This window comes from Streptomyces sp. NBC_00572 (assembly GCF_026341815.1).
GTDB lineage: Bacteria > Actinomycetota > Actinomycetes > Streptomycetales > Streptomycetaceae > Streptomyces.
In genome coordinates this window covers 3,716,362-3,738,882 of record NZ_JAPENX010000001.1, presented here as the reverse complement: position 1 = coordinate 3,738,882, position 22,521 = coordinate 3,716,362, and the positions used below count along the sequence as shown (strand labels likewise).

The following is a 22,521-nucleotide window of genomic DNA, read 5'->3' as shown; positions in this document are numbered from 1 at the left end:
GCAGCCGAGGTACCGGAATGGTCACTTCCGTGCCACAGCGCACCGACGGACCTTGAACCCGCCTTGGCACGTACATGACCCTTGATCGCAGCGGCGCCCGCCCTCCCACGGGGGAGAGGGCGGGCGCCGTGCCACGTACGTCCGGGTCAGGTGACCGTCAGATGGAGGACGTCCTCCAGGAACGGGATCTTCAGCCAGGGCTTCGGCTGCACCATGAGCGCGAGCAGCACGATCAGGCCACCCATCACCCCGTACGTGATCATGTCCGTGAAGCGGGACCGGACGGCGAGCATGCCCACCGAGGGCAGCACCCGGCGCATCACGGCACCCACGAGGAGCGCCGCCCCGACCAGCATCGTGCCGATCCGGAAGGCCTGCGTGAAGGCGTCCGTACCCACCACGAGCAGCCCGATCCCGGCGAGACCGAGCACGGTGAGCAGCGGCCACTGACGGGCGGGTGCCGACGCGTCGCCGGGGGCCGCCCGGCCGCCGCCCTCGGGCCGCGCGGTGTCGGTGGTGAGAGTGGGCGCCGGCCGCTTCCAGCCGGCGTCGGCCGGGGCCGAAGCGGCGTCCACCGCGTCGGAGCCGTCCAGCGCGTCGGAGCCGTCCACGGCGTCCGGGTCCCGTCGGCCGTCCTTCGCTGCGCCGTCGGACGGCCCGTCCGGGTTCCCGGCCGTCCCCGGGGTCCCGGAGGTCACGTCAGAGCGCCGCGGCCGCGCGCTCGGCGGCCTCGACGACGTTGACGAGGAGCTGGGCGCGGGTCATCGGGCCGACACCGCCGGGGTTCGGGGAGATCCAGCCGGCCACCTCGGCGACGCCGGGGTCCACATCGCCGAGGATCTTGCCCTCGCCGTTGCGCGAGACGCCGACGTCGAGGACGGCCGCGCCCGGCTTCACGTCCTCCGGCTTGATCAGGTGCGGCACACCGGCCGCCGCCACGATGATGTCGGCGTTGCGCAGGTGCGCGGAGAGGTCCCGGGTGCCGGTGTGGCACTGGGTCACGGTCGCGTTCTCGGAGCGGCGGGTGAGGATGAGCGGCATCGGACGGCCGATGGTGACACCGCGGCCGACGACCACGACCTCCGCGCCGTTGATCTCCACGCCGTGGGCGCGGAGCAGCGTGATGACGCCGTTCGGCGTGCAGGGCAGCGGGGCGGGCTCGTTCAGCACCAGTCGGCCGAGGTTGGTCGGGTGCAGGCCGTCCGCGTCCTTGGCCGGGTCCATCAGCTCCAGGATCCGGTTCTCGTCGATGCCCTTCGGCAGCGGGAGCTGGACGATGTATCCGGTGCAGGTCGGGTCCTCGTTGAGCTCCCGTACGACCGCCTCGATCTCCTCCTGCGTCGCCGTGGCCGGAAGGTGGCGCTGGATGGAGGCGATGCCGACCTGGGCGCAGTCGCGGTGCTTGCCCGCCACGTACTTCTGGCTGGCCGGGTCGTCGCCGACGAGGACGGTGCCCAGGCCGGGCGTGACGCCCTGCTCCTTGAGGGCCGCCACACGGACGGTCAGATCGGACTTGATCGCGGCTGCGGTGGCCTTGCCATCGAGAATCTGGGCGCTCATGGTGACATCCTCCCGGATGACCCCCGCCTTGTTCCAATTCGCTCGCACCGGGCGGCCGCTCCAGCGGAGCGACGGGTTGCACTTGCACAACTCCGATGCGTATCGACTGGACAAAAAGTCGACGTTGCGACCACGATGATCGGCGAAGTACCGCGGAAAGTGCCGGGGGGAATCCGCTCACAACCGTGAAGAGTCCTCCGCGCGGGCCGCGTCGTCCCCGCAAAGAGAAAAATTTCACGGAGGAATCCCGCGATGAGCTTCGGTGACCCGAACAACCCCTACGGCCCGCCGCAGGGCCAGGGCCAGGGCCAGCAGCCCGGCTACGGCTACCCGCAGCAGGCCCCCCAGGGCGTGCCGCCGCAGCAGGGCTACGGCTACCCCGCGGCTCCGCCGATCTCTCCGTACGGCCCCGGTGGCTACCCGCAGGGCCCGACCAAGATGCCCGGAATGATGACCGCCGCTCGCGTGCTGCTCTTCATCATCGGCGGCCTGCAGATCGTCGTCGGCGTCATCGCGGCCATCGCGATCGGCGCTGCCTCCAGCACGGTCGACGACTCGGACGCGGCCACCGGCCTCGCCGGCCTCGGCTTCGCCATCGTCGCCGTCCTGCTGGCCTTCGCCGGCCTGGCGATCTTCCTCGGCGTCCGGTTCTCCAAGGGCGGCACCGCGATCCGCGTCATCACGATCATCTACGCCTCGCTGATGATCGTCGGTTCGCTCAGCAACTTCGCCTCGGGCGAGCCGAGCGGCGTCTTCGGCGGCGTCATCAGCCTCGCCATCAGCGGCGTCATCCTCGCCTCGATGGTCGGCTCGCAGGCGTCGGCCTGGTTCAACCGCCCGCGCTACTGAGCACAAGGCGCACGACACACCCACGACGAGGAGGGCCCCGTTCCAGGTGATTCACCTGGAACGGGGCCCTCCTCGTCGTACGGGGCCTGCCCCTCAGGACGTGGCACGGGGGGCCGGGCGACGTCCCGCCCGGGCCGGGCGACGTCCCGCCGGCTCGGTCGACGCCCTACGCCTCAGCCGTCAGACCCGCTTGAGGACCGCGAAGCCGTCCGAGCGGTGGGTGATCTCGTACCGCGCCTCCGGATGCAGTTGCGAAGCCAGCTGCTCCGGGTCCGAGACCTGCTGCGACCAGCCGCGCAGGTCGAAGGCGAGATAGTCCGGGGTGGCGCCCTTCGACGTGCCCACCCAGTAGACGCGGTGGTCCGCCGTGAGGTGCGCGAGGAGCGAGACGTCCGCCTCCACGCTCACACCCTCCGGCACCGCGTCGACCGCCGCGCGCGCCTGCTCGGTCCGGGTGTCCGTCCGGTACGTCTCCGACTTCGTCAGCTCCCGCAGCGGCAGGTTCGCGGCGAGGACCAGCGCGACCGCCGTCGCGACCGGGACGACGACCTTCCCGTACGAGGCGAGCCACGCGCGCGGTGAGGTGCGCACCGAGCGGACGCCGTCCACCAGGGCCAGGAAGACCACCGGCATGAGGATGGCGCTGTAGTGCCAGTGCATGCCCCAGTGGTTGGGGTCCTGGGAGAGGAAGCGCCAGCCGAGCGTGGGCAGGACCAGCAGGATCAGCGGGGAGCGCAGGGCGAGGAACCCGGTGATGGCGAGCAGGAAGATCACCATCTCCCAGCGCTCGCCCGAGGCGAGGGCGTCGCCGATGACCTGCCCGAAGGAGGTCTCGGTGCCCTGCCCGGTCTTCTCGATCTTCGACCAGTAGTCGTACTCGCCGACCCGGCTCGCCGCCGGGATCAGGACGAGGACCGTCAGGGCGAAGGCCGCCGCGCCGAAGCCTGCCAGGGCCGCGCCGAGCCGCTTCTGCCCCTTCAGGAAGAGGACCACGCCGACCATGGAGACGGTGAGACCCATGTCCTCCTTGACGAGGACGAGCGGCGCGGCCCAGGCCGCGGCCGCGGTCCAGCGGCCGAGGAGCAGCGCCCGGCAGGTCAGGGCGAGCATCGGGACGGCGAAGGCGATCTCGTGGAAGTCGGACTTGACCGCCTCCTGCAGCCCCCAGGAGAGCCCGTACGCGAGGGCGAGGCCGATGCCGGCGGCCCGGCTGCCGAGGATCTGCTGGGTGGTGCGGCCGACGACGACGGCGCCGGAGGCGAACAGCGCGGCCTGGGCGAAGAGCAGGGAGGCCGGTGAGGACCAGACCCAGTAGAGCGGTGCGAGCAGCGCGGTGACGGGGCTGAAGTGGTCGCCGAGTATATGGAAGCCGGGGCCCTTGATGTCGACGACCGGGGCCCTGAACTCGGCGTACGCCCTGACCGACTGCCCGAAGATCCCGAGGTCCCAGGACGGGGTGCGGAAGTGCGAGTACTGCACCCAGGAGTAGAGGAAGTACAGGCCGCAGAGGACAGCCGCGAGGATCAGGTACGGGCGGAGCGGGGCCGGAGAGAGGCCGTCCGGCGACTCGGTGCCGGCTGCGCCCGGAGTGCCGGTGACGGCCTCCTCGGCGGACCTGTTCTGTACGTCCAACACCACGCCCCCACTACCAGTGGTCGACAAAAGAGCAACCCATTAGACCAGAGTCCACCCGATCGGCGGATCTGTCGTCGCCGGGGCTCCGGTAGCGCCACGAGCACCCTCGGTGACGTTCTGCATTCGTTTATCGCCGCTTCCTAGCCTGACGGCGCAGACCTCGGGGAAAGGAAGCGTCATGTACAGCATCATCGTGGTGCCCGCACCGGCCGCGACCTCCGGAGACCAGGTCAGACTGGCGCCCGGCGAACGGCTCCACTTCGGCCGCACCGCCCCGCGCACGGCCGGCGGTCGGCGGCACCTGGACGTCCCGCACCCCGGGGTGTCCCGTACCGCCGGAGAGATCGGAGCCGCCGGGAACCACTGGACGCTCAGCAACTTCAGCACCGCCTCGACGTACGTCGTCGAGAACCCGGAGGGAGCCGGGGAGCACATCAAGATCGCGCCGGGCCGGGTCGACGCACCGGTGCCCTTCGAGTTCTCCCGGGTCGTACTGCCCGCCGGCAGCGACCTGGTCGACTTCTGCGTCTGGGCCCCCCGCCACGACTACGTGGAACGCGCGCACACGGCCGAGGACGGCGAGCCGACCGCCCTCGCCTTCCCCCTCGACCGCTCCAAGCGCTACTTCCTCGTGCTCGCCGCCCTCTGCGAACCCCGGCTGCGCGGCGAACCGCACGCACCGCTGCCGACCGCCGACGCGATCGTGGACCGGCTCCGCCCGCTCTGGCCCGCCGCGAACCGGGCCGCCGTGCAGTGGAACATCGACTACCTGGCCGTGAAACTCCGCCTGAAGCCGGGCCCCGACACGGCGGACGCGGGCCCGCGCCTCAACGGCAAGAAGGAGTCGCTGGTCTCGCTGGCGCTCCGCTTCGACCTCGTAGGGGAGGACGACCTGGGGCCGTTCACCCGGACCCCGGCCGCCGGGACCTCGACCGCCGGGGCGGCCCGATGAGCGCGGCCGCCGGCGACGGAACGCGCGCGCCCTTCCCCGTCCCGGTACCGGCGGGCTACCGGATCGGGGCCTGGACCGTCGAGCACCCCCTCGGATCGGGGGCCTTCGCCACGGTGTACGCGGCCCGGCGCACGGACGTCGCCACCCCGGACGAGACCCCGTCGGCGCCGGAACTCCCGGCCCGCGCTGCCCTCAAGTTCCTGCCGACCGGCACGCACACCCCCCGCCAGCTGTGGTACCTGAAGGACCTCGCCGACCGGGAGATCGCACTGCTACGGCGGCTGCGCTCGCCCCATCTGATCCGCCTGCACGAAACCCTCACCGTCGACGATCCGGACCTCCCCGGCCTCGACGGGGCCACCGTCCTCGTACTCGAAGAGGCCGAACGCTCCCTGCAGTCCCTGCTGACCGGCCCCACCCCGCCGGCCACCGGCCCCGCACTGCTGACCCAGGTCTGCGAAGGGCTGCGCCAGCTGCACACGGCAGGCTGGGTGCACGGCGACCTGAAGCCCGGGAACGTCCTGCTGATGAAGGACGGCACCGCCCGGCTCGGCGACTTCAGCACCGCGAGCGAACTCGACGGCACCCACGCCTACTCCCCCGCCTTCGCCACCCCGGACTACACCCCGCCCGAGCTGCTCTGGTCCGACGTCGGCGCCCGGGGCACACGGATCCGTCCCACCTCGGACGTCTGGGCCTTCGGCGTCCTCGCCCACACCGTCCTCACCGGCGCCCACCCCCTGCCGGGCGGAACGCCGAACGCCCGCCGGGACGCCGCCGTCCGCTACGCCCGGGGCGAGGAGGAACTCCGGCTCTCCCCCGAACTCCCGCCCGCGTGGCGGGACATCATCAGCGACTGCCTGCGCCCCACCCACGAGGAACGCTCGGCCCACGACGCGGCGTCCCTGCTCCGCCGCGCCACCCGCGCGGCCGCGGGCCGCACACCCCGGTTCCCCCGGCTGCGCCGCATGCGCCGCTCGCGCCGTCCGTCCGGACCCCGCGGGGCCACGCGGCTCGCCACGGCCACCGGGGCGGCCGTGCTGGCCGCGGCCCTCAGCCTCGTCATGCTGCGGGACGCCCCCTCGGCGGAGGCGGCGCAGGGCTACGACCGCTGCCCGATCGGCCATGCCTGCTTCTTCACCGAACGCGACGGCCAAGGGGAGATGTGCGCCTGGTACGACGACGAGAAGGACTGGCAGGCCGGGATCATCGTCTGCGCCTGGGGCCGCGATTCCGCTCCCCGGTCCGCCGTCAACAACGGCTACGTCGGCGATCCGCTGGACGACGTCCGGTTCTACCGGGACGCCGAGTACCAGGAACCGCTGGACTGTCTGCAGAGCAAGGAGGCCCGGAACCTGCGCGGTGACGTCACCGTGCGCTCCCTGAAGTGGCTGCCGGACTGCTGATCCGCGGCCCGTCCCTCGGCCCGCACCCTCGGACTTGCGAGGTACCCAGGGCGCCCCGCCCCCACGAAGGTTGGTCCCACCGACCCACCGACCGGAGGGGACACCGTGCGACACGCGCTCGCGACACTGGCACTGGGAACGGCCACGGCTCTCGTCGGCGGTCTGCTTCTTTCGTGCGCACCGCCGAACGGCCTCGCGGACGGGCACGCGGCTGCACGAACCGGGGAAAGGCGCTCGGCCCCCGCCGGGTTGAACGCGTCCGAGCGGGCGCTGCTCGATCGCGCGGAGCAACTGCTCGTCAAGCGGTGCATGGGCGGACGGGGGCTTCCGTACTGGATCGTCCCACGGCTGTCCGAGGAGGAGAGCCGCAGTGTCGGCTACGTCCTGGATGACGTGGCGTGGGCCGGAGAGCACGGCTACGGCAGCAGGCTCCGGCACAAGGAGCTCGCCGCCAAGCGCTCCGATCCCAATCTGGTCCACCGCGACCAGCTCACCGGGCAGCGGCTCGTCGTGTACACCGACGCGCTGTACGGCGGGCCGGACACACCGACCCTGTCGGCGCGCGTCCCCGGCGGCGGAACGATCACCAGTCAGTTGGGCGGGTGTCACGGAACGGCCCTCGAAGAGCTGTACGGGGACCGGGCGGCCTGGTTCCGGGTCGGCAAGATCGCCGCGAACCTGACTCCCTTGTACGGCGCCGAACTGCGGCGCGACCCCCGGCTGACCAGTGCCGTCACCGCGTGGTCCCGGTGCATGCGGCGCGCGGGCCACCCGTACCCGGACCCGCCCGCGGCCCACGATGCCGCGGCGAAGGCCACTGCCCAGGACGGGGACACGGCCGTCGACGCCGCCGCCGAGCGACGGAGGTTCGCCATCGAGGTGGAGCTGGCGGTGACCGAGGCGACCTGCGCCGCGGAGACCGGCCTGGGGAGGGCCGGCCGCGCCCTGGAGACCGAGTACCGCGACGGACTGGACGGCGAGTACCTCGACGCACTCGCCGAGCACGACCGCATCGAGCGCCGGGCGCTCGCCCGCGCCCGCGACATCGCCGGCGCGCGGACCTGACTTCCGCAGCACTCGGCTGTGGACGAGCACGCCTCCGCCACGGAGGCCGCAGCAAGGAGGAACACCATGATCAAGCGCAGGATCGGTGTGGCCACGGCGGTCCTCGGACTCGCCGCCCTCGGCCTCACCCTGCCCGGCACGGCCGCCCAGGCGACGTCCGAAGGCTCGACAGGCACCATGGGGGCGGGATGCGACAGCATCTGGCGTGCCCACCAGGGCGACGGCAACATGTGGGCGTTCAGCGGCAGCGACTGCACCGGTGACGAGCTCGGTCACACCCCCGGCGAGGACGCCGACTGGAGCAACTCCTCGGGCGAGTTCACGGGCAACGACAACGACCGGGCCACCTCGTTGGTGAACACCGGGACCGAGGGCGGCCGTGACGCGGTCGCGTTCTACCGGGACGCCCGATACGTGGGCGGACACGGCTGTGTCAGCTGGGGGGAGAAGTACGTCGACAACCTCAACAACGACACGTTCACCACCGAGACGCCGGCCAACAACGAGATCAGCTCACACCAGTGGGTGGCCGAGGACGCCTGCAGCAAGTTCTTCCAGTGATGCGCCGACTGGTCCTCGCCGTACTCGGCCTGGCGCTGCTCGCCCTCGGGCCGGGAGCGGCCTCGGCCACCGCGTCCGCCGACGCGGCGGCCACGGCCGCGAAGCCCGCCTTCCAGATGCCGTTCCCGTGCGGCACGCAGTGGCAGCTGAACAGCTACGACTCGGGGCACGATCCGGCGCTCGACATCGTCGCCAAGGGGAACCCGGGATCCGACGGCAGGCCGGTACTCGCCTCGGCTCCCGGCACGGTCACCGCCGTGTACGTGGACGCGGGCGCGGGCAACGTGGTGCAGATCAAGCACAGCGGCGGCTGGTTCTCCGTCTACTACCACCTGGAAAGCCCGGTGACGGCGAAGGTCGGACAGGAGGTCGCGGCGACGACCCGGATCGGGTCGATCGGCAAGACGGGCGCCAACTCGGGCGGCTGGGCCCATCTCCACTACGAGCAGCGGTACCTGGCGTCCGGTGACTTCACCGACGAGAGCCACCGCCGGCCGGTGCACTTCGACGGGACGCTCTACACCGGTGTCGGCAAGGAGTGGAAGAGCGTCACCAGTGCCAACTGCTCGCCGGCCGCGCCGTGGCAGGACTGCCCGTCCGGGTACGTGTGCTTCTACCCGAACGCCGACGGCACCGGCAGCGTCTGCAGGACCGACCGGGACGCCACCGCCCTCGCCTGCGGTCTCCGGAAGTCGTACTTCAACAACGGGACGGTCGACCCCGGGTACGACCGGGTCCGGGTGAACGGCACCGGACCGTGTCTGGAGCGCGCCGCACGAGGGGCGTTGCCCGGCGGTGGACTGACCGTGACGGCCGTCAGGTGGGTGGGGAGCTGCTGACGCCGACGACGGGGGCGGCCCCGGCACCTGAAGGTGCCGGGGCCGCCCCCGTCGTCGGGATGACTCGGATGACTCAGTGGAAGAAGTGGCGCGTCCCCGTGAGGTACATCGTCACGCCGGCCTTCTTCGCGGCCTCGATCACCAGCTCGTCCCGCATCGAGCCGCCCGGCTGCACGACCGCCTTCACACCGGCCGCGGTGAGGATCTCCAGGCCGTCGGGGAAGGGGAAGAAGGCGTCCGAGGCGGCGTACGAGCCGCGCGCCCGCTCCTCGCCCGCCCGCTCGACCGCGAGCTTCGCGGAGTCGACGCGGTTGACCTGGCCCATGCCGACGCCGACCGAGGCGCCGTCCTTCGAGAGCAGGATCGCGTTGGACTTGACCGCGCGGCAGGCCTTCCAGGCGAAGGCGAGCTCGGCGAGCTCGTCGGCCGACAGGGCCTCACCGGTCGCCAGGGTCCAGTTCGCCGGGTCGTCGCCCTCGGCCTGGAGGCGGTCGGTGACCTGGAGCAGCGCGCCGCCGTCGATCGGCTTGACCTCGACGGGGTTGCTCGGGGCGCCCTCGACGCGCAGAAGGCGGATGTTCTTCTTCTTGGTGAGGATCTCGACCGCGCCGTCCTCGTACCCCGGGGCGACGACGACCTCGGTGAAGACCTCCGCGACCTGCTCGGCCATCGCGACGGAGACCGGGCGGTTGACGGCGATGACGCCGCCGAACGCGGAAGCCGTGTCGCACGCGTGCGCCTTGCGGTGGGCCTCGGCGACGTCGGCGCCGATCGCGATGCCGCACGGGTTGGCGTGCTTGATGATCGCGACGCAGGGCTCGGTGTGGTCGTACGCGGCCCGACGCGCGGCGTCGGTGTCCGTGTAGTTGTTGTACGACATCTCCTTGCCGTGCAGCTGCTCGGCCTCGGCGAGGCCGCCCGTGCCGTCGACGTAGAGCGCGGCGCCCTGGTGCGGGTTCTCGCCGTACCGCAGGACGTTGTTCCGCTCGTACGTGGCGCCCAGGAAGTCGGGGAAGCCCGAGTCGTCGGCGGCGGCGTAGTCGTCGGCGAACCAGGAGGCCACGGCCACGTCGTACGCGGCGGTGTGCTGGAAAGCCTCACCGGCGAGCCGCTTGCGGGCGGTCAGGTCGAAGCCGCCGGCCTGGACGGCCGCGAGCACGTCGGCGTACCGCTCGGGGCTGGTGACGATCGCCACGGACGGGTGGTTCTTGGCCGCGGCACGGACCATGGACGGGCCGCCGATGTCGATCTGCTCGACGCACTCGTCGGGAGTGGCGCCGGAGGCGACGGTCTCCTTGAACGGGTAGAGGTTCACGACGACCAGGTCGAAGGGCTCCACGCCCAGCTCGGCGAGCTGCTCGCGGTGCGACTCCAGGCGCAGGTCGGCGAGGATACCGGCGTGCACGCGCGGGTGGAGGGTCTTGACGCGGCCGTCCAGGCACTCGGGGAAGCCGGTCAGCTCCTCGACCTTGGTGACCGGCACACCGGCGGCGGCGATCTTCCCGGCCGTGGAGCCGGTGGAGACGAGCTCGACGCCGGCCTCGTGCAGACCGCGGGCCAGCTCTTCGAGCCCCGTCTTGTCGTAGACGCTGACCAGCGCGCGGCGGATGGGCTTAACGGTGTCCGTGTTCACCGACATGAACCTTTCGTCCCTCAATGCGATAGCCGTGCCGGGCGAGGCGCCCCACGACGTCGACGAGCAGCGAGCGCTCGACTTCCTTGATGCGCTCGTGCAGAGCGGCTTCATCGTCCTCGTCCCGCACCTCGACCACGCCCTGGGCGATGATCGGGCCGGTGTCGACACCGTCGTCGACGAAGTGGACGGTGCACCCGGTGACCTTCGCGCCGTAGGCGAGGGCGTCACGCACCCCGTGGGCACCGGGAAAACTGGGCAGCAGAGCCGGGTGGGTGTTGACGACCCGCCCGCCGAAGCGGGCGAGGAACTCCTTGCCGACGATCTTCATGAAGCCGGCCGAGACGACGAGATCCGGCTCGTACGCGGCGGTGGCCTCGGACAGCGCGCGGTCCCACTCCTCGCGGGACGCGTGGTCCTTGACCCGGCAGACGAAGGTCGGCAGCCCGGCGCGCTCGGCGCGCTCCAGACCGGCGATGCCGTCGCGGTCCGCGCCGACGGCGACGATCTCCGCGCCGTAGCCCTCGGGGTCCGCGGCGATGCCGTCGAGGAGGGCCTGCAGATTGGTACCGGAACCGGAGACCAGGACGACGAGGCGGGCGGCAGCCACTGGGTCACTCTTTCCGTGGTGTTTGTACGGTCGTACGAACGAATCGTGCCGCTCGATACGGGGAACCCTACGAATGGCTCGACCGTCAGCAACGATACCGGCACACCGGACGGCCCCCACGGGACGGGGGCGGAGCAGGGCGGTAGCGTCAGGGTCCGACGCCCGACGATCAGCAGACAGCAGCAGACGAGACAGCAGCGGAGACCACGGGTGCGGCCGTGGTCGCGACGACAGAGGGAAGACGTTCAGCAGATGCCGGAACGCCAGTCCACGGACGACAACAACCCGTTCGCGCCGCCGCCCGAGGGCCGGCCGGATCAGCCGTGGCAGCCGCGGCGACCGGAGGGCTCGGACGATGAGACGTCCGGGGACTCCGGGTCGTCGGGGCCGTCCGACGGCCGCTGGAGCCCGCGCCAGCCGGGCCCCTCGAACGACGGCTTCGGCCGTGGGCCCGAGCGCCAGGGAGGCGGCCCGGAGGGCGGCCCCGGGCAAGGTGGCCCCGGCCAGGGCGGATCCGGTGGGCGGGGGCTCCGCTGGGACCCGACGGACCCGGCGCAGCGGCGCGCGCGGTACGCGATCCTCTCCGGCATGTGGGCCTTCTTCTTCGCCATCTTCGAGATCCCGGAACTGGCGCTGCTGCTCGGCGCCCTGGGTGTCTACTGGGCGATCAGCTCGCTGCGCGCCAAGCCGAAGCCGGCGGACGAGCTGTCGCCGACGTCACAGTCGGCGGCCGCGCCGGCGTCTCAGCCCTCGGGACAGACCCCGGCCCGGCCGTCGGGCCAGGGCGCCACCGCGGCCCCGCTCCGCTCGATGCGGACGGCCGCGATCAGCGGTCTGGTCGCCGCGAGCGTGGCCCTGATGATCGTCGCGGTGGGCTTCACCATGCAGCTCGTCTACAGCGACTTCTACGAGTGCCGTGACGACGCCCTCACCCACGCAGGCCAGCTGGCCTGCAACGACCTCCTGCCGAAGCCGCTGCGCGCGGGCTTCGGGGTCCGGGAGTAGCGAGAGCTAGGGGGTGTCCGGCCTGATCGGCAAGACACCCCCTAGGCCCTGTCCGGAGGCGGCGGCGAGGCGGGTTCCCAGGCCGCCGGGAGGTAGTCGTAGGGCTCGAAGGCGGCGGCGTCGTCGTACGGGTCGTCGTACGGAGCGCTGTACGGATCGTCGGCCCGGCCGACGTCCGGACCGGCCTCCGGAGCGGCCGGGGGCGCCGGAGTCGCGTCCGACTGCGCCTCTTCCGGCGTCTCCGGGTCCGGGGCGGACGGAGGTACGGGGCCGGGCACGGGTACGAGGCCCGAGGCGGCCCACTTCGCGGCCCCGGCCGCCGGCCCGACCACCGAGGCCTCTGCCGGAACCGGCAGGGGCTTCGGCCGGGGGACGCGCCGGCCCCAGGCCCGTACGCCCAGGGCCACCGGCACCCCGACGCAGGCGCCCCACAGAACCGTCGCCGCGCCCGTCTGCCACCACACGGGGCCGAACGCGGACAGCCGACCGCTGCCGAGCGGGCCGCCCGCCGCGCCCGACAGGACGGCGACCACGGCCCCGCAGCCCCAGGCCGCGCCCAGCGCCGTGAGTGCCGTGTCCCGGGCCGTCCAGGTCCGCGCCGAGCGGCCCACCCGGCGGCCCTGGAGCACGGCGGCCGCCAGCGGGACCGCCGCGGCCGTCCAGTGGATCCAGGTGCCGCGCCCTCCGTCGGGCAGCGCGGCGAGCAGCGGGAAGGGCGGCAGAGCCGGGTCGCCGGCGAGGCCCAGCGGGGTCGCCAGCGCGCCCGTGCCGAGGGTGAAGCCCGGCCCGAGCCCGTACGCGGCTCCCCAGACGGCCATGTTCGGCAGCAGCGCGAGCACAAGGAGCAGCACCGCCACCCGCCCCGACCACTCCCCCGCGAGGCCCGCGTACGCCGCCTGGGCCTCGCCCGCGTGCCAGGCGAGGGAGACCGCCGCGGCCACCGCGCCGCCGCCGAGCAGCGTCACGAGCCCGAGCCCCGTCGCGCGCAGGGCGGCGGCGGCCTGTCGCTGTTCGGGGAGCGGGCGGCCGAGCGCCGTCCAGGCGCCGGCCCCCGCCGCGCCGACCACGACGGCGGGCAGCCAGAGCCCGGCGGTGATCAGGTCGGCGGGCATGGGGCCGCTCTCGCTGTAGACCACGACGGCGGCCCCGACCAGGAGGTATCCCCCGGCCACGGCCGCGACCGCACCGCCCGTGGAGGGGCGCGACCGGTCGCCGCGGCCGTCCGCGTCGAGGGTGTCGCGGGCGGCCCGGTGGACGAGCCAGACGGGCAGGACGACCAGGAGCATCGGCACGATGCCGAGGGGCGCGGGCAGGCCGGACAAGGTGTCCGTACGGACGAGGTCCACGCCGTGGGCGAGCAGCCAGAGTCCGGCCGCCAGGTGGAGGGCGCCGCCGGGGCCGCTGTCGGGGTACGGGGAGCTGATCCAGGCCGCGACCACCAGGACCGCGAGGGCGCCGAGTCCGAGTCCGGCGGCGACCCCGCCCCGGACGCAGGCGGTGGCGAGCGCGGCGGAACGGCCGCCCTGGACCAGGGGGTGCTCGGTCACATGGGTCACGGGGTCATGCTGCCAACGACACGCGCTTTTGCCGCGTAACAGGCAAACCTCCGTTGTGTCGCTCAATATACGTTTATGTACTTTTCCGCCCAGAGAAGCGCTGCGGGAGGTCGACACCGATGAGCCGGAGCACCGCGGATTCCGCATCCTCCGTCACCCTGCCGACCCCGAAGGAGCGGCGCAGGTTGCGCGAGGCCCTCGCCCTGAGCGAGGAGCAGGTCGCCGAGGCCATGGGCGTCACGAAGGCCACGGTCAAGTCATGGGAGACCGGGCGCTCGGCACCCCGGGGCCGCAAACGCGAGGCGTACGCGAAACTGCTCGGCACGTACGAGCCCGACGCCGGCCGGCAGCCGCCCGTACAGACGGAGACCCAGGCGCAGTCACCCGAACGGACGCAGGCGCAGGCGCAGCAGCCACAGCACCAGCCACGCCGGCCACAGGCTCAGGCGCAGGCTGTCGACGTGCGGCCCAGGGCCGCCGCCAAGCGGGCCCCCAAGCCGCCGAAGGCCCCCGCCCCCTCCCCGGCCATCTCCCCCGGACCCGCCCGCAAAGGCCCCCCGAGTCCGCAGGAGCGCCTGAAACCGGCAGGGACGGCGGACGCGGCCCCGCCCGAGCCCGCGCGGCCGCCCGCCGTACCGGGGCTCACCCCCGAGGAGGCCTTCGACGCGCTGTACGCGCACGCGGCGCCCGGTCTCGTCCACCAGACGTATCTGCTGACCGGCCGGCGGCGGCTCTCCCGCGAGTCCGTCGAGTACGCCTTCCACCACGCCTGGGAGCGCTGGCCCGAGGTCGCCGTCGACGCGGACCCGGTGGGCTGGGTGCGGGCGACGGCGTACGAGTACGCGCTCTCCCCGTGGCACCGGATGCGCCGTGCCCACAAGCACCCCGACTCCCCACCCACCGAGGCGAACCGACGGGCGCTGCTCACCGCGCTCCTCGAACTGCCGCCGGCGTACCGCCGTACCGTCCTGCTCTACGACGGGCTGGGCCTCGATCTGCCGGAGACGGCCGCCGAGACCGAGGCGAGCACCCCCGCCGCCGCCAACCGGCTGCTGCACGCCCGTACGGTCCTCGGGAAGCGGGTCCCGGAGCTCGCCGAGCCGGAGGCCTTGCACCGGCGGCTCAGCGCGCTGGTCACGGAGGCGCCGACGGCGACCCTCCCGGCGGCCCGCGTGGTCCGGACGAGCGGCGAACGCCGGACCCGGACCTGGACGCGCGCGGTGCTGGGGGTGACGGCGGTCCTCATCGGCGTCACGGGCTTCGCGGCGGCGACGGCGCCGACGCACTACATCCCGGTCAACGCGCCCGGCGAGACCGTCAACGGCGTCCCCGTGCGCGGCGGCCCGCAGAAGCTCCGCCCGGAGGACCTGGAGCTCCGCGACATACTGCGCTCGGAGCCGAACCCGGGCCCGGAGCGGCTGGTCCCGGCCGCCGAGTAACGCCGCCGTACACGAGAGGGCCCCGCCCTCGCCCGGGTGACCGGGCGGGGGCGGGGCCCTCTCGTACAACTACTGACGAAGTCAGCCGGCGAGGATCGCGCGCGCCAGCTTGGCCGTCTCGGTCGGCGTCTTGCCGACCTTGACGCCCGCGGCCTCAAGGGCCTCCTTCTTCGCCTGGGCGGTGCCGGAGGAGCCGGAGACGATGGCGCCGGCGTGGCCCATGGTCTTGCCCTCGGGCGCGGTGAAGCCCGCGACGTAGCCGACGACCGGCTTGGTGACGTTGGCCTTGATGAAGTCGGCCGCACGCTCCTCGGCGTCGCCGCCGATCTCACCGATCATGACGATCAGGTCGGTGTCGGGGTCCGCCTCGAACGCCGCGAGGGCGTCGATGTGCGTGGTGCCGATGACCGGGTCGCCACCGATGCCGACGGCGGACGAGAAGCCGATGTCACGGAGCTCGTACATCATCTGGTACGTCAGCGTGCCGGACTTCGAGACCAGGCCGATGCGGCCCGGCTTCGTGATGTCGCCCGGGATGATGCCGGCGTTGGACTGGCCCGGGGTGATGAGACCGGGGCAGTTCGGGCCGATGATGCGGGTCTTGTTGCCCTTCGCCTGCGCGTACGCCCAGAAGGCGGCGGAGTCGTGGACGGCGATGCCCTCGGTGATGACGACGGCCAGCGGGATCTCGGCGTCGATCGCCTCGACCACGGCGGCCTTCGCGAAGGCCGGCGGGACGAAGAGGACCGAGACGTTGGCGCCGGTCTCCTTCATCGCCTCGGCGACGGAGCCGAAGACCGGGACCTCGGTGCCGTCGAAGTCGACGGACGTGCCGGCCTTGCGCGGGTTCACGCCACCGACGATGTTGGTGCCGTCAGCCAGCATGAGCTTGGTGTGCTTCATGCCCGTGGCACCGGTCATGCCCTGGACGATGACCTTGCTGTCCTTGGTGAGGAAGATAGCCATGGTGTGCTTGACCTCGTCCCTTACTTCGCAGCCGCGAGCTCGGCGGCCTTGTCGGCCGCGCCGTCCATGGTGTCCACGCGCTGCACGAGCGGGTGGTTCGCGTCCGACAGGATCTTGCGACCCAGCTCCGCGTTGTTGCCGTCGAGGCGCACGACCAGCGGCTTGGTGACCTCTTCGCCCTTGGAGGCGAGGAGCTCCAGGGCCTGGACGATGCCGTTGGCGACCTCGTCACAGGCGGTGATGCCACCGAAGACGTTGACGAACACGGACTTGACGTCCGGGTCGCCCAGGATGATCTCCAGGCCGTTCGCCATGACCTCGGCGGAGGCGCCGCCACCGATGTCGAGGAAGTTGGCCGGCTTCACGCCGCCGTGGTTCTCACCGGCGTACGCGACGACGTCCAGGGTCGACATGACCAGACCGGCACCGTTACCGATGATGCCGACCTCGCCCTCGAGCTTGACGTAGTTGAGGTTCTTGGCCTTGGCGGCAGCCTCGAGCGGGTTGGCTGCGGCCTTGTCCTCGAGCGCCTCGTGCTCGGGCTGACGGAAGTCGGCGTTCTCGTCGAGAGACACCTTGCCGTCCAGGGCCAGGATGCGGCCGTCCTTGGTCTTCACCAGCGGGTTGACCTCGACGAGGAGCGCGTCCTCGGCGACGAAGGTGTCCCACAGGGTCACCATGGCCTCGGCGACGCCCTCGGCCACATCGGCCGGGAACTTCGCCAGGGCCACGATCTCGCGGGCCTTCTCGATGTTCACGCCGTCGACGGCGTTGACCGGGACCTTCGCGAGGGCCTCGGGGGTCTTCTCCGCGACCTCCTCGATGTCCATGCCGCCCTGCACCGAGGCCATGGCCAGGAAGGTGCGGTTGGTGCGGTCGAGGAGGTACGAGACGTAGTACTCCGCCTCGATCTCCGGGGACAGCTCGGCGATCATCACCTTGTGGACCGTGTGGCCCTTGATGTCCATCCCGAGGATGTCCGTCGCGCGGGCGACGGCCTCGTCCGCGTTGGCGGCCAGCTTCACGCCGCCGGCCTTGCCGCGGCCACCGACCTTCACCTGCGCCTTGACGACCGACTTGCCGCCAAGACGCTCGGTGGCCTCGCGCGCCGCCTCAGGCGTGTCGATGACTTCACCGGCCAGCACCGGTACACCGTGCTTGGCGAAGAGGTCCCTCGCCTGGTACTCGAACAGGTCCACGCGCGTCCGTCCCTTTTCTGATGATCGCGGTTCGTTGTCTGCGTGGGCGTGCCGCGAAGGGCAACGTGACTGCACTGTCACAAGGGAGGCGTTCACGGTGTCCGTGGACGCGGCATGTCCGTCTCGCAGGTTATCGCCGAGGCACGTGGGTCCCTAAATCGCAGATCACAACAGAGCGGTGATACGGGTCACAGATCGTAGGGGCCGGGGGGCCGTCCGTAGGGGGCACGGGGTGGCGACGTGCGGCGTTCACGTCAGGCGGGGCTTGACATTCCGCCTCCTCACGACGCGCCGGAAGAGCAGGTGAGGGGCGTTCCGGAGCCTGTGTGATATGGGACTCAGTCGGGCCCGGACACCCGTGTGGGTGGTCCCGCGACGACGGATTCCGCACCTGTCGGGTGGGCGGGGCACGACTGGTTCCGCACGTGTGGACTCCCGGCCGGGTGGATGCCGGGTCAGGCCGTGGGTGCCGGCAGCGGGCGCTTCTCCAGGGCGGCGGCCATGATCTCCGGGAACAGGTCGGGGGTGCAGGCGAAGGCCGGTACGCCGAGCGCCGCGAGCGCCGCCGCGTGGTCGCGGTCGTACGCCGGGGCGCCCTCGTCGGAGAGGGCGAGCAGCGCGACGAACTGGACGCCGGAGGCCTTCATGGCCGCGACCCGCTTCAGCATCTCGTCGCGGATGCCTCCCTCGTACAGGTCGCTGATGAGGACGACGACGGTGTCGGCGGGTCGGGTGATCTTCGACTGGCAGTGGGCGAGGGCGCGGTTGATGTCGGTGCCACCGCCGAGCTGGGTGCCGAAGAGGACGTCGACGGGGTCGTCGAGCCGGTCGGTCAGGTCGACGACGGCGGTGTCGAAGACGACGAGCCGGGTGGCGATCGACCGCATGGAGGCGAGTACGGCGCCGAAGACGGAGGCGTAGACGACGGAGGCGGCCATGGAGCCGGACTGGTCGACGCAGAGCACGACCTCCTTCCGTATCGCCCGCGACGCGCGCCCGTGGCCGACGAGCCGCTCGGGGACGACGGTGCGGTGCTCGGGCAGGTAGTTCTTGAGGTTGGCGCGGATCGTGCGGTCCCAGTCGATGTCCCGGTGGCGGGGCCGGCTGATCCGGGCGGTGCGGTCGAGGGCGCCGGTGAGGGTCGCGCGGGTGCGGGTGGCGAGGCGCTTCTCCAGGTCGTCGACGACCTTGCGGACGACGGCCCGCGCGGTCTCCCTGGTCGTCTCGGGCATGGCCCTGTGGAGGGAGAGCAGGGTGCCGACGAGGTGGACGTCCGCCTCGACGGCCTCCAGCATCTCCGGCTCCAGGAGGAGGGTGGCGAGGCCGAGGCGGTCGATCGCGTCGCGCTGCATGACCTGGACGACGGAGCTGGGGAAGTACGTACGGATGTCGCCGAGCCAGCGGGCGACGGAGGGCGCCGAGGCGCCCAGTCCGGCCGAGCGGTCCCGGCCGGCCCGGTCGCCGCCCGGGGTCCTGCCGCCGTAGAGCGCGGTGAGCGCTCCGTCCATGGCGGCATCGGTGCCGGTGAGGGCGCGGCCGGTGCCGTCGGCCTCCCCGCCACCGAGGACGAGCCGCCACCGGCGCAGCCGCTCGTCATCGCTCCCTGATGCGTGAAGGGTGGTCGTGCCGGTGGTCGCGCCGCTGCTCGTGCCTGTGCTCATACGAGGGCCTCCGTGCCGAGGACGAGGTGGAGGAGGGGCAGCACGGCGTCCGCCCGCTCCCGGTCGGTCGTGGCTCCGAAGCCGGGGACACCGGGGGCGGCGTGCCCGGGGCCGCCGGCCTTCGGACCCCGGGCGACCAGCTCGCCGAGCGTGCGGCGTACGCCCGACTCGTACCCGGAGAAGGTGCGACGGAGCAGCGGCAGCACATCGGTGAACGCCTCGGCCCGGACGCCCGTGAGCCAGTCGTCGACCAGCCCGAGGAGCCGCTCGTCGTGGACCAGGAGCAGTCCGCCGCCGGAGGCCCCGCCGGCGAAGCCGTCTATCCAGGCGGCGGCGTCGGCGGGCGGGGTGCCGGGCGAGAGGGCGCGGCTCATGAGGAGGGCGGCTTCGTCGTCGGCGATCCGGCCCTCGTCGAGGAGGAGCCGGGCGGCCCGGCCCCTGAGGACGCCCGGGATCCGGTCGCGGTCGGCGAGACGGCGCAGGACGCCCGCCCAGCGGTCGGTCAGCCCGGCCGCTCCGGGGAGCAGTCCGAGGGCCTGGTGGACCTCGTCGATCCGCTCGCGCATGGCGGCGGCCGCGTCGGTGCCGAGTCCGGCGCAGGCGGGTGGCAGGCCGACGCAGATCCGTTCGGCGAGGCCGGCGGCGACCTCGGCGAGGGCCGCCGTCCCGGTGCCCCGGACGTCGCCGTAGCGCAGGGAGCGGGCGAGGGCCGGGAGCGCCTGGGCGAGGTGGGCCACGTCGGTGTCGAGCGCGGCCCGGTCGGCGAGCGCCCGCATGACGACGGGGAGCGCGTCGGTGAGCCCGGCGAGGAGGCACTGCTCGGCGAGGGCGGTGATGTCGGCGAGGGCGGTCGCCCCCAGGGCCCGGGAGCGGGCCCGGGCGGTGGCGGCGGCCTCGACGGTGGTGCCCCAGACGCCGGCCTCGGCGACCTGGACGTGCAGCTCGGGTTCCCAGCGCAGCCGCCAGGTCTCCCGGAAGGTGCCGGTGCCGGAGCGGCCGGTGGCCGGTTCGCCCCAGCCGACGCCGAGGAGCCGCAGCCGGTGCAGCAGCCGGCTCCGCTCCCCGTCCATGTCCTTGCGGAGGTCGAGTTCGAGGTCGCGCTCGCCGGCCTCGGGCTTGAGGCGCAGGGTGCGCTGGCGGCGGGTCAGATCGCGCTGGAGGGGTACGGCGGGGGCGCCGGCCGGGACCTCGCCGAGGACGTCGCCGACGACGAGGCGGTCCCGGACGAGGTCGAGCGGCACGTCGGAGCCCTCGCAGAGGACGGCGCGGACGGCGTCGGTCGTCTCGTCGAGGCCGGGGAGCGGCCGGCCGCGCAGGGCGGCGAGAGTCTCGGCGAGCCGGACGGCCTCGATGACATGAGCGGGGGAGACGAGGTGGTCCTCGGCCCTGAGGAGTCCGGCGACCTTGGTCATCCAGCGCTCGACGGGCCGGTCGGGGGCGGCGAAGAGGTGCGCGTACCAGCCGGGCGAGTCGATCCCGGCGCCGTATCCCGAGCGGCGGGCGAGCCTGCGGTGGGTCCAGGGGACCCAGGTCATCTCGGCCTTCACCTTGGGCAGGCCCTTGAGCAGGGCCCGGTCGGCGGCGACGGTGGTCCTCCGGGTGAGGGCGGGGACGTGCCAGGCGCCGCAGACGACGGCGACGGCGTCGCCGAACTCCTTGCGGGCGGCGCGGAGCTGGAGCCGCATGTGGGCCTCGCGGACGAGGTCGCGGGGGTGGCCGCCGTGCCCGTACGCCTCGCGGAGCGCGCCCATGGCCTCGGCGAGGGCCTCGAAGGGGGCGGTGGGGTCGTCGTCACCGCGTAGTTCGACGACGTCCTCCCACCAGCGCTCGGCGTCCTCGTATCCGGCGGCCCCGGCGAGTTCGGCGACCGGGTCGATCCGCAGGCCGCCGCCGGACACCTCGTCCTCCCCGTCGTCCCAGGTGGGGTCGAGGGCGGCGAGGGTGTGGGCGGCGGGCAGGTCGATGAAGCGGACCGCGGCACCCCGGTCGAGGGCCCAGCGGATCGCGACCCACTCGGGCGAGAATGCCGCCATCGGCCAGAACGAGGCCCGCCCGGGGTCGTCCACGGCGTGGGCGAGCAGCGCGACCGGCGGCCGCATGCCGGGGTCCGCGGCGAGCGCCACGAGTGCGTCGGCCTCGGCGGGACCTTCGACGAGCACGACGGCGGGCTTCGCCGCCTCCAGCGCGGCCCGCACCCCGCGCGCGGACCCGGGCCCGTGGTGCCGGACCCCGAGCACGAGCGGCCCGTCGAGGAGACGGCCCGCGGCCGTGGGTGCGGGTGCGGATTCGGGTGCGGGTGAGGATTCGGGTGGGGGCGTGGAGGTAGGCCTGGAGGTGGGTGTGGGCGTCATACGCTCACCTCGCGGCAGGCGCGGTAGAAGTCCTTCCAGTCGTCTCTCTCCCTGACCACCGTCTCCAGGTACTCCTGCCAGACCACCCGGTCGGCCGCCGGGTCGCGGACGACCGCGCCGAGGATGCCTGCCGCGATGTCGGCCGGGCGCAGGACGCCGTCACCGAAGTGGGCGGCGAGGGCGAGGCCGCCCGTGACGACGGAGATGGCCTCGGCCGTGGAGAGCGTGCCCGAGGGCGACTTGACCCGGGTCCTTCCGTCGGTGGTGACCCCGTCCCGCAGTTCGCGGAAGACGGTGACGACCCGGCGGATCTCGGCGACGCCGTCCGGCAGGACCGGCAGTTCGAGGGAGCGCCCGAGCTGCTCGACGCGGCGGGCGACGATGTCGACCTCGGCCTCGGGGGTGGCGGGCAGCGGCAGGACCACCGTGTTGAAGCGGCGGCGCAGTGCGCTGGAGAGTTCGTTGACGCCCCGGTCACGGTCGTTGGCCGTGGCGATCAGGTTGAAGCCGGGCACCGCCTGCACCTCCTGCCCCAGTTCGGGAAGGGGCAGGGTCTTCTCGGACAGGATCGTGATGAGCGTGTCCTGCACGTCGGCGGGGATGCGGGTGAGCTCCTCCACGCGCGCGGTCATGCCCTGCGCCATCGCCCGCATCACGGGGCTCGGCACGAGGGCGTCCCTGCTGGGGCCGTGGGCGAGGAGCCGGGCGTAGTTCCAGCCGTACCGGACGGCCTCCTCAGGGGTGCCCGCGGTGCCCTGGACGAGGAGGGTGGAGTCTCCGCTGACGGCGGCGGCGAGGTGCTCGGAGACCCACGTCTTGGCGGTGCCGGGCACCCCGAGCAGGAGCAGCGCCCGGTCGGTGGCGAGCGTGGTGACGGCGACCTCCACGATGCGGCGCGGTCCCACGTACTTGGGGGTGATCACCGTCCCGTCGGGGAGGGTGCCGCCGAGGAGGTAGGTGGCGACGGCCCACGGCGAGAGGCGCCAGCGGGCGGGGCGGGGCCGGTCGTCGGCCGCGGCGAGCGCGGCGAGTTCGTCGGCGAAGGCGTGCTCCGCGTGCGGTCGCAGGACCTCGGTCACGGCCTGCGGCTGCCCCGGTCCGGTGTCCGTCTCGACACCGGAACCGGGCTGCGCGATGGTTTCGGGCACGGGCATGGATCCCCCTCCAGATCGTTCGACCTGCTGTGGATCCACCGTGCACCATGCCACTGACAATCGGATGTCACCGCTGGTCA

Annotated in this window: 19 protein-coding genes; 8 read left to right on the top strand and 11 right to left on the bottom strand. The window is 72.9% G+C overall.

Annotated elements, in window-relative coordinates; translation table 11 throughout:
* Window positions 1–146: 146 nt before the first annotated feature.
* Window positions 147–698: a DUF3017 domain-containing protein gene (locus tag OG514_RS17455; protein WP_266895641.1), complete on the bottom strand. Its 552-nt coding sequence runs from the start codon at window positions 696–698 to the stop codon at window positions 147–149.
* A gap of 1 nt (window position 699) precedes the next feature.
* Complete coding sequence (locus OG514_RS17450) at window positions 700–1,560, bottom strand: bifunctional methylenetetrahydrofolate dehydrogenase/methenyltetrahydrofolate cyclohydrolase (RefSeq protein WP_266895639.1); 861 nt, start codon at window positions 1,558–1,560, stop codon at window positions 700–702.
* 252 nt (window positions 1,561–1,812) lie between these two features.
* On the opposite strand from OG514_RS17450, the gene OG514_RS17445 reads away from it, so the two are divergent.
* Window positions 1,813–2,409 (top strand): hypothetical protein, encoded by a 597-nt coding sequence (locus OG514_RS17445; protein WP_266895637.1) that lies wholly within the window; start codon window positions 1,813–1,815, stop codon window positions 2,407–2,409.
* Window positions 2,410–2,589: 180 nt separating this feature from the next.
* Here OG514_RS17445 and OG514_RS17440 read toward each other — a convergent pair whose 3' ends face one another.
* Window positions 2,590–4,044, bottom strand: coding sequence for a DUF2079 domain-containing protein (locus OG514_RS17440; protein WP_266900878.1), 1,455 nt, complete (start codon window positions 4,042–4,044; stop codon window positions 2,590–2,592).
* 178 nt (window positions 4,045–4,222) lie between these two features.
* On the opposite strand from OG514_RS17440, the gene OG514_RS17435 reads away from it, so the two are divergent.
* The 5 genes from OG514_RS17435 (at window position 4,223) to OG514_RS17415 (ending at window position 8,867) form a co-directional block, all read left to right on the top strand.
* Window positions 4,223–4,996: an FHA domain-containing protein gene (locus tag OG514_RS17435; RefSeq protein WP_266895635.1), complete on the top strand. Its 774-nt coding sequence runs from the start codon at window positions 4,223–4,225 to the stop codon at window positions 4,994–4,996.
* Window positions 4,993–6,402 (top strand): serine/threonine-protein kinase, encoded by a 1,410-nt coding sequence (locus tag OG514_RS17430; protein ID WP_266895633.1) that lies wholly within the window; start codon window positions 4,993–4,995, stop codon window positions 6,400–6,402. Before OG514_RS17435 ends, OG514_RS17430 begins: the two co-directional genes overlap by 4 nt.
* A 105-nt stretch (window positions 6,403–6,507) precedes the next feature.
* Window positions 6,508–7,467, top strand: coding sequence for a hypothetical protein (locus OG514_RS17425; RefSeq protein ID WP_266895631.1), 960 nt, complete (start codon window positions 6,508–6,510; stop codon window positions 7,465–7,467).
* A gap of 66 nt (window positions 7,468–7,533) precedes the next feature.
* Window positions 7,534–8,028, top strand: a complete 495-nt coding sequence (locus OG514_RS17420; RefSeq protein ID WP_266895629.1) for a peptidase inhibitor family I36 protein — start codon at window positions 7,534–7,536, stop codon at window positions 8,026–8,028.
* On the top strand, window positions 8,028–8,867 hold the full coding sequence (locus tag OG514_RS17415; protein ID WP_266900877.1) for a peptidoglycan DD-metalloendopeptidase family protein: 840 nt from the start codon (window positions 8,028–8,030) through the stop codon (window positions 8,865–8,867). The genes OG514_RS17420 and OG514_RS17415 overlap by 1 nt, the downstream gene beginning before the upstream one ends.
* Window positions 8,868–8,940: 73 nt before the next feature.
* Here OG514_RS17415 and purH read toward each other — a convergent pair whose 3' ends face one another.
* Window positions 8,941–10,506 carry a bifunctional phosphoribosylaminoimidazolecarboxamide formyltransferase/IMP cyclohydrolase gene (purH, locus tag OG514_RS17410; RefSeq protein ID WP_266895627.1) on the bottom strand — a complete coding sequence of 522 codons (1,566 nt, stop codon included), beginning with the start codon at window positions 10,504–10,506 and terminating at the stop codon, window positions 8,941–8,943.
* The gene (gene purN, locus OG514_RS17405) at window positions 10,481–11,110 is read right to left on the bottom strand and encodes a phosphoribosylglycinamide formyltransferase (protein ID WP_266895625.1); all 630 of its coding nucleotides are present in this window, start codon (window positions 11,108–11,110) and stop codon (window positions 10,481–10,483) included. The genes purH and purN overlap by 26 nt, the downstream gene beginning before the upstream one ends.
* Before the next feature lie 252 nt (window positions 11,111–11,362).
* On the opposite strand from purN, the gene OG514_RS17400 reads away from it, so the two are divergent.
* A complete protein-coding gene (locus OG514_RS17400) occupies window positions 11,363–12,115 on the top strand; it encodes a hypothetical protein (RefSeq protein WP_266895623.1) in 753 nt (250 codons plus the stop codon).
* Window positions 12,116–12,156: 41 nt separating this feature from the next.
* On the opposite strand, the gene OG514_RS17395 is transcribed toward OG514_RS17400, so the two are convergent.
* The gene (locus OG514_RS17395; protein WP_266895621.1) at window positions 12,157–13,671 is read right to left on the bottom strand and encodes a DUF6350 family protein; all 1,515 of its coding nucleotides are present in this window, start codon (window positions 13,669–13,671) and stop codon (window positions 12,157–12,159) included.
* A gap of 119 nt (window positions 13,672–13,790) precedes the next feature.
* On the opposite strand from OG514_RS17395, the gene OG514_RS17390 reads away from it, so the two are divergent.
* Window positions 13,791–15,110, top strand: coding sequence for a helix-turn-helix domain-containing protein (locus tag OG514_RS17390; protein ID WP_266895619.1), 1,320 nt, complete (start codon window positions 13,791–13,793; stop codon window positions 15,108–15,110).
* Window positions 15,111–15,191: 81 nt separating this feature from the next.
* Here OG514_RS17390 and sucD read toward each other — a convergent pair whose 3' ends face one another.
* The 5 genes from sucD to OG514_RS17365 all read right to left on the bottom strand — a co-directional run bounded on the left by sucD (window position 15,192) and on the right by OG514_RS17365 (window position 22,441).
* Window positions 15,192–16,076 (bottom strand): succinate--CoA ligase subunit alpha, encoded by an 885-nt coding sequence (gene sucD, locus OG514_RS17385; protein ID WP_266895617.1) that lies wholly within the window; start codon window positions 16,074–16,076, stop codon window positions 15,192–15,194.
* A gap of 20 nt (window positions 16,077–16,096) precedes the next feature.
* Entirely contained in the window at window positions 16,097–17,275 is a 1,179-nt protein-coding gene (sucC, locus tag OG514_RS17380) for an ADP-forming succinate--CoA ligase subunit beta (protein ID WP_266895615.1), read from the bottom strand.
* A gap of 455 nt (window positions 17,276–17,730) precedes the next feature.
* Window positions 17,731–18,936: a VWA domain-containing protein gene (locus OG514_RS17375; RefSeq protein WP_266895613.1), complete on the bottom strand. Its 1,206-nt coding sequence runs from the start codon at window positions 18,934–18,936 to the stop codon at window positions 17,731–17,733.
* On the bottom strand, window positions 18,933–21,287 hold the full coding sequence (locus OG514_RS17370; protein WP_266895611.1) for a DUF5682 family protein: 2,355 nt from the start codon (window positions 21,285–21,287) through the stop codon (window positions 18,933–18,935). Before OG514_RS17370 ends, OG514_RS17375 begins: the two co-directional genes overlap by 4 nt.
* Window positions 21,284–22,441, bottom strand: a complete 1,158-nt coding sequence (locus tag OG514_RS17365; RefSeq protein WP_266895609.1) for an AAA family ATPase — start codon at window positions 22,439–22,441, stop codon at window positions 21,284–21,286. The genes OG514_RS17370 and OG514_RS17365 overlap by 4 nt, the downstream gene beginning before the upstream one ends.
* Window positions 22,442–22,521 lie beyond the last annotated feature (80 nt).

Coding starts and splice junctions, on each gene's coding strand:
- OG514_RS17415 (WP_266900877.1), top strand. CDS start 8,028: ATGCGCCGACTGGTCCTCGCCGTACTCGGCCTGGCGCTGCTCGCCCTC.
- OG514_RS17445 (WP_266895637.1), top strand. CDS start 1,813: ATGAGCTTCGGTGACCCGAACAACCCCTACGGCCCGCCGCAGGGCCAG.
- sucD (WP_266895617.1), bottom strand. CDS start 16,076: ATGGCTATCTTCCTCACCAAGGACAGCAAGGTCATCGTCCAGGGCATG.
- OG514_RS17435 (WP_266895635.1), top strand. CDS start 4,223: ATGTACAGCATCATCGTGGTGCCCGCACCGGCCGCGACCTCCGGAGAC.
- OG514_RS17430 (WP_266895633.1), top strand. CDS start 4,993: ATGAGCGCGGCCGCCGGCGACGGAACGCGCGCGCCCTTCCCCGTCCCG.
- OG514_RS17365 (WP_266895609.1), bottom strand. CDS start 22,441: ATGCCCGTGCCCGAAACCATCGCGCAGCCCGGTTCCGGTGTCGAGACG.
- OG514_RS17390 (WP_266895619.1), top strand. CDS start 13,791: ATGAGCCGGAGCACCGCGGATTCCGCATCCTCCGTCACCCTGCCGACC.
- OG514_RS17370 (WP_266895611.1), bottom strand. CDS start 21,287: ATGACGCCCACACCCACCTCCAGGCCTACCTCCACGCCCCCACCCGAA.
- OG514_RS17420 (WP_266895629.1), top strand. CDS start 7,534: ATGATCAAGCGCAGGATCGGTGTGGCCACGGCGGTCCTCGGACTCGCC.
- purH (WP_266895627.1), bottom strand. CDS start 10,506: ATGTCGGTGAACACGGACACCGTTAAGCCCATCCGCCGCGCGCTGGTC.
- OG514_RS17400 (WP_266895623.1), top strand. CDS start 11,363: ATGCCGGAACGCCAGTCCACGGACGACAACAACCCGTTCGCGCCGCCG.
- OG514_RS17450 (WP_266895639.1), bottom strand. CDS start 1,560: ATGAGCGCCCAGATTCTCGATGGCAAGGCCACCGCAGCCGCGATCAAG.
- OG514_RS17375 (WP_266895613.1), bottom strand. CDS start 18,936: ATGAGCACAGGCACGAGCAGCGGCGCGACCACCGGCACGACCACCCTT.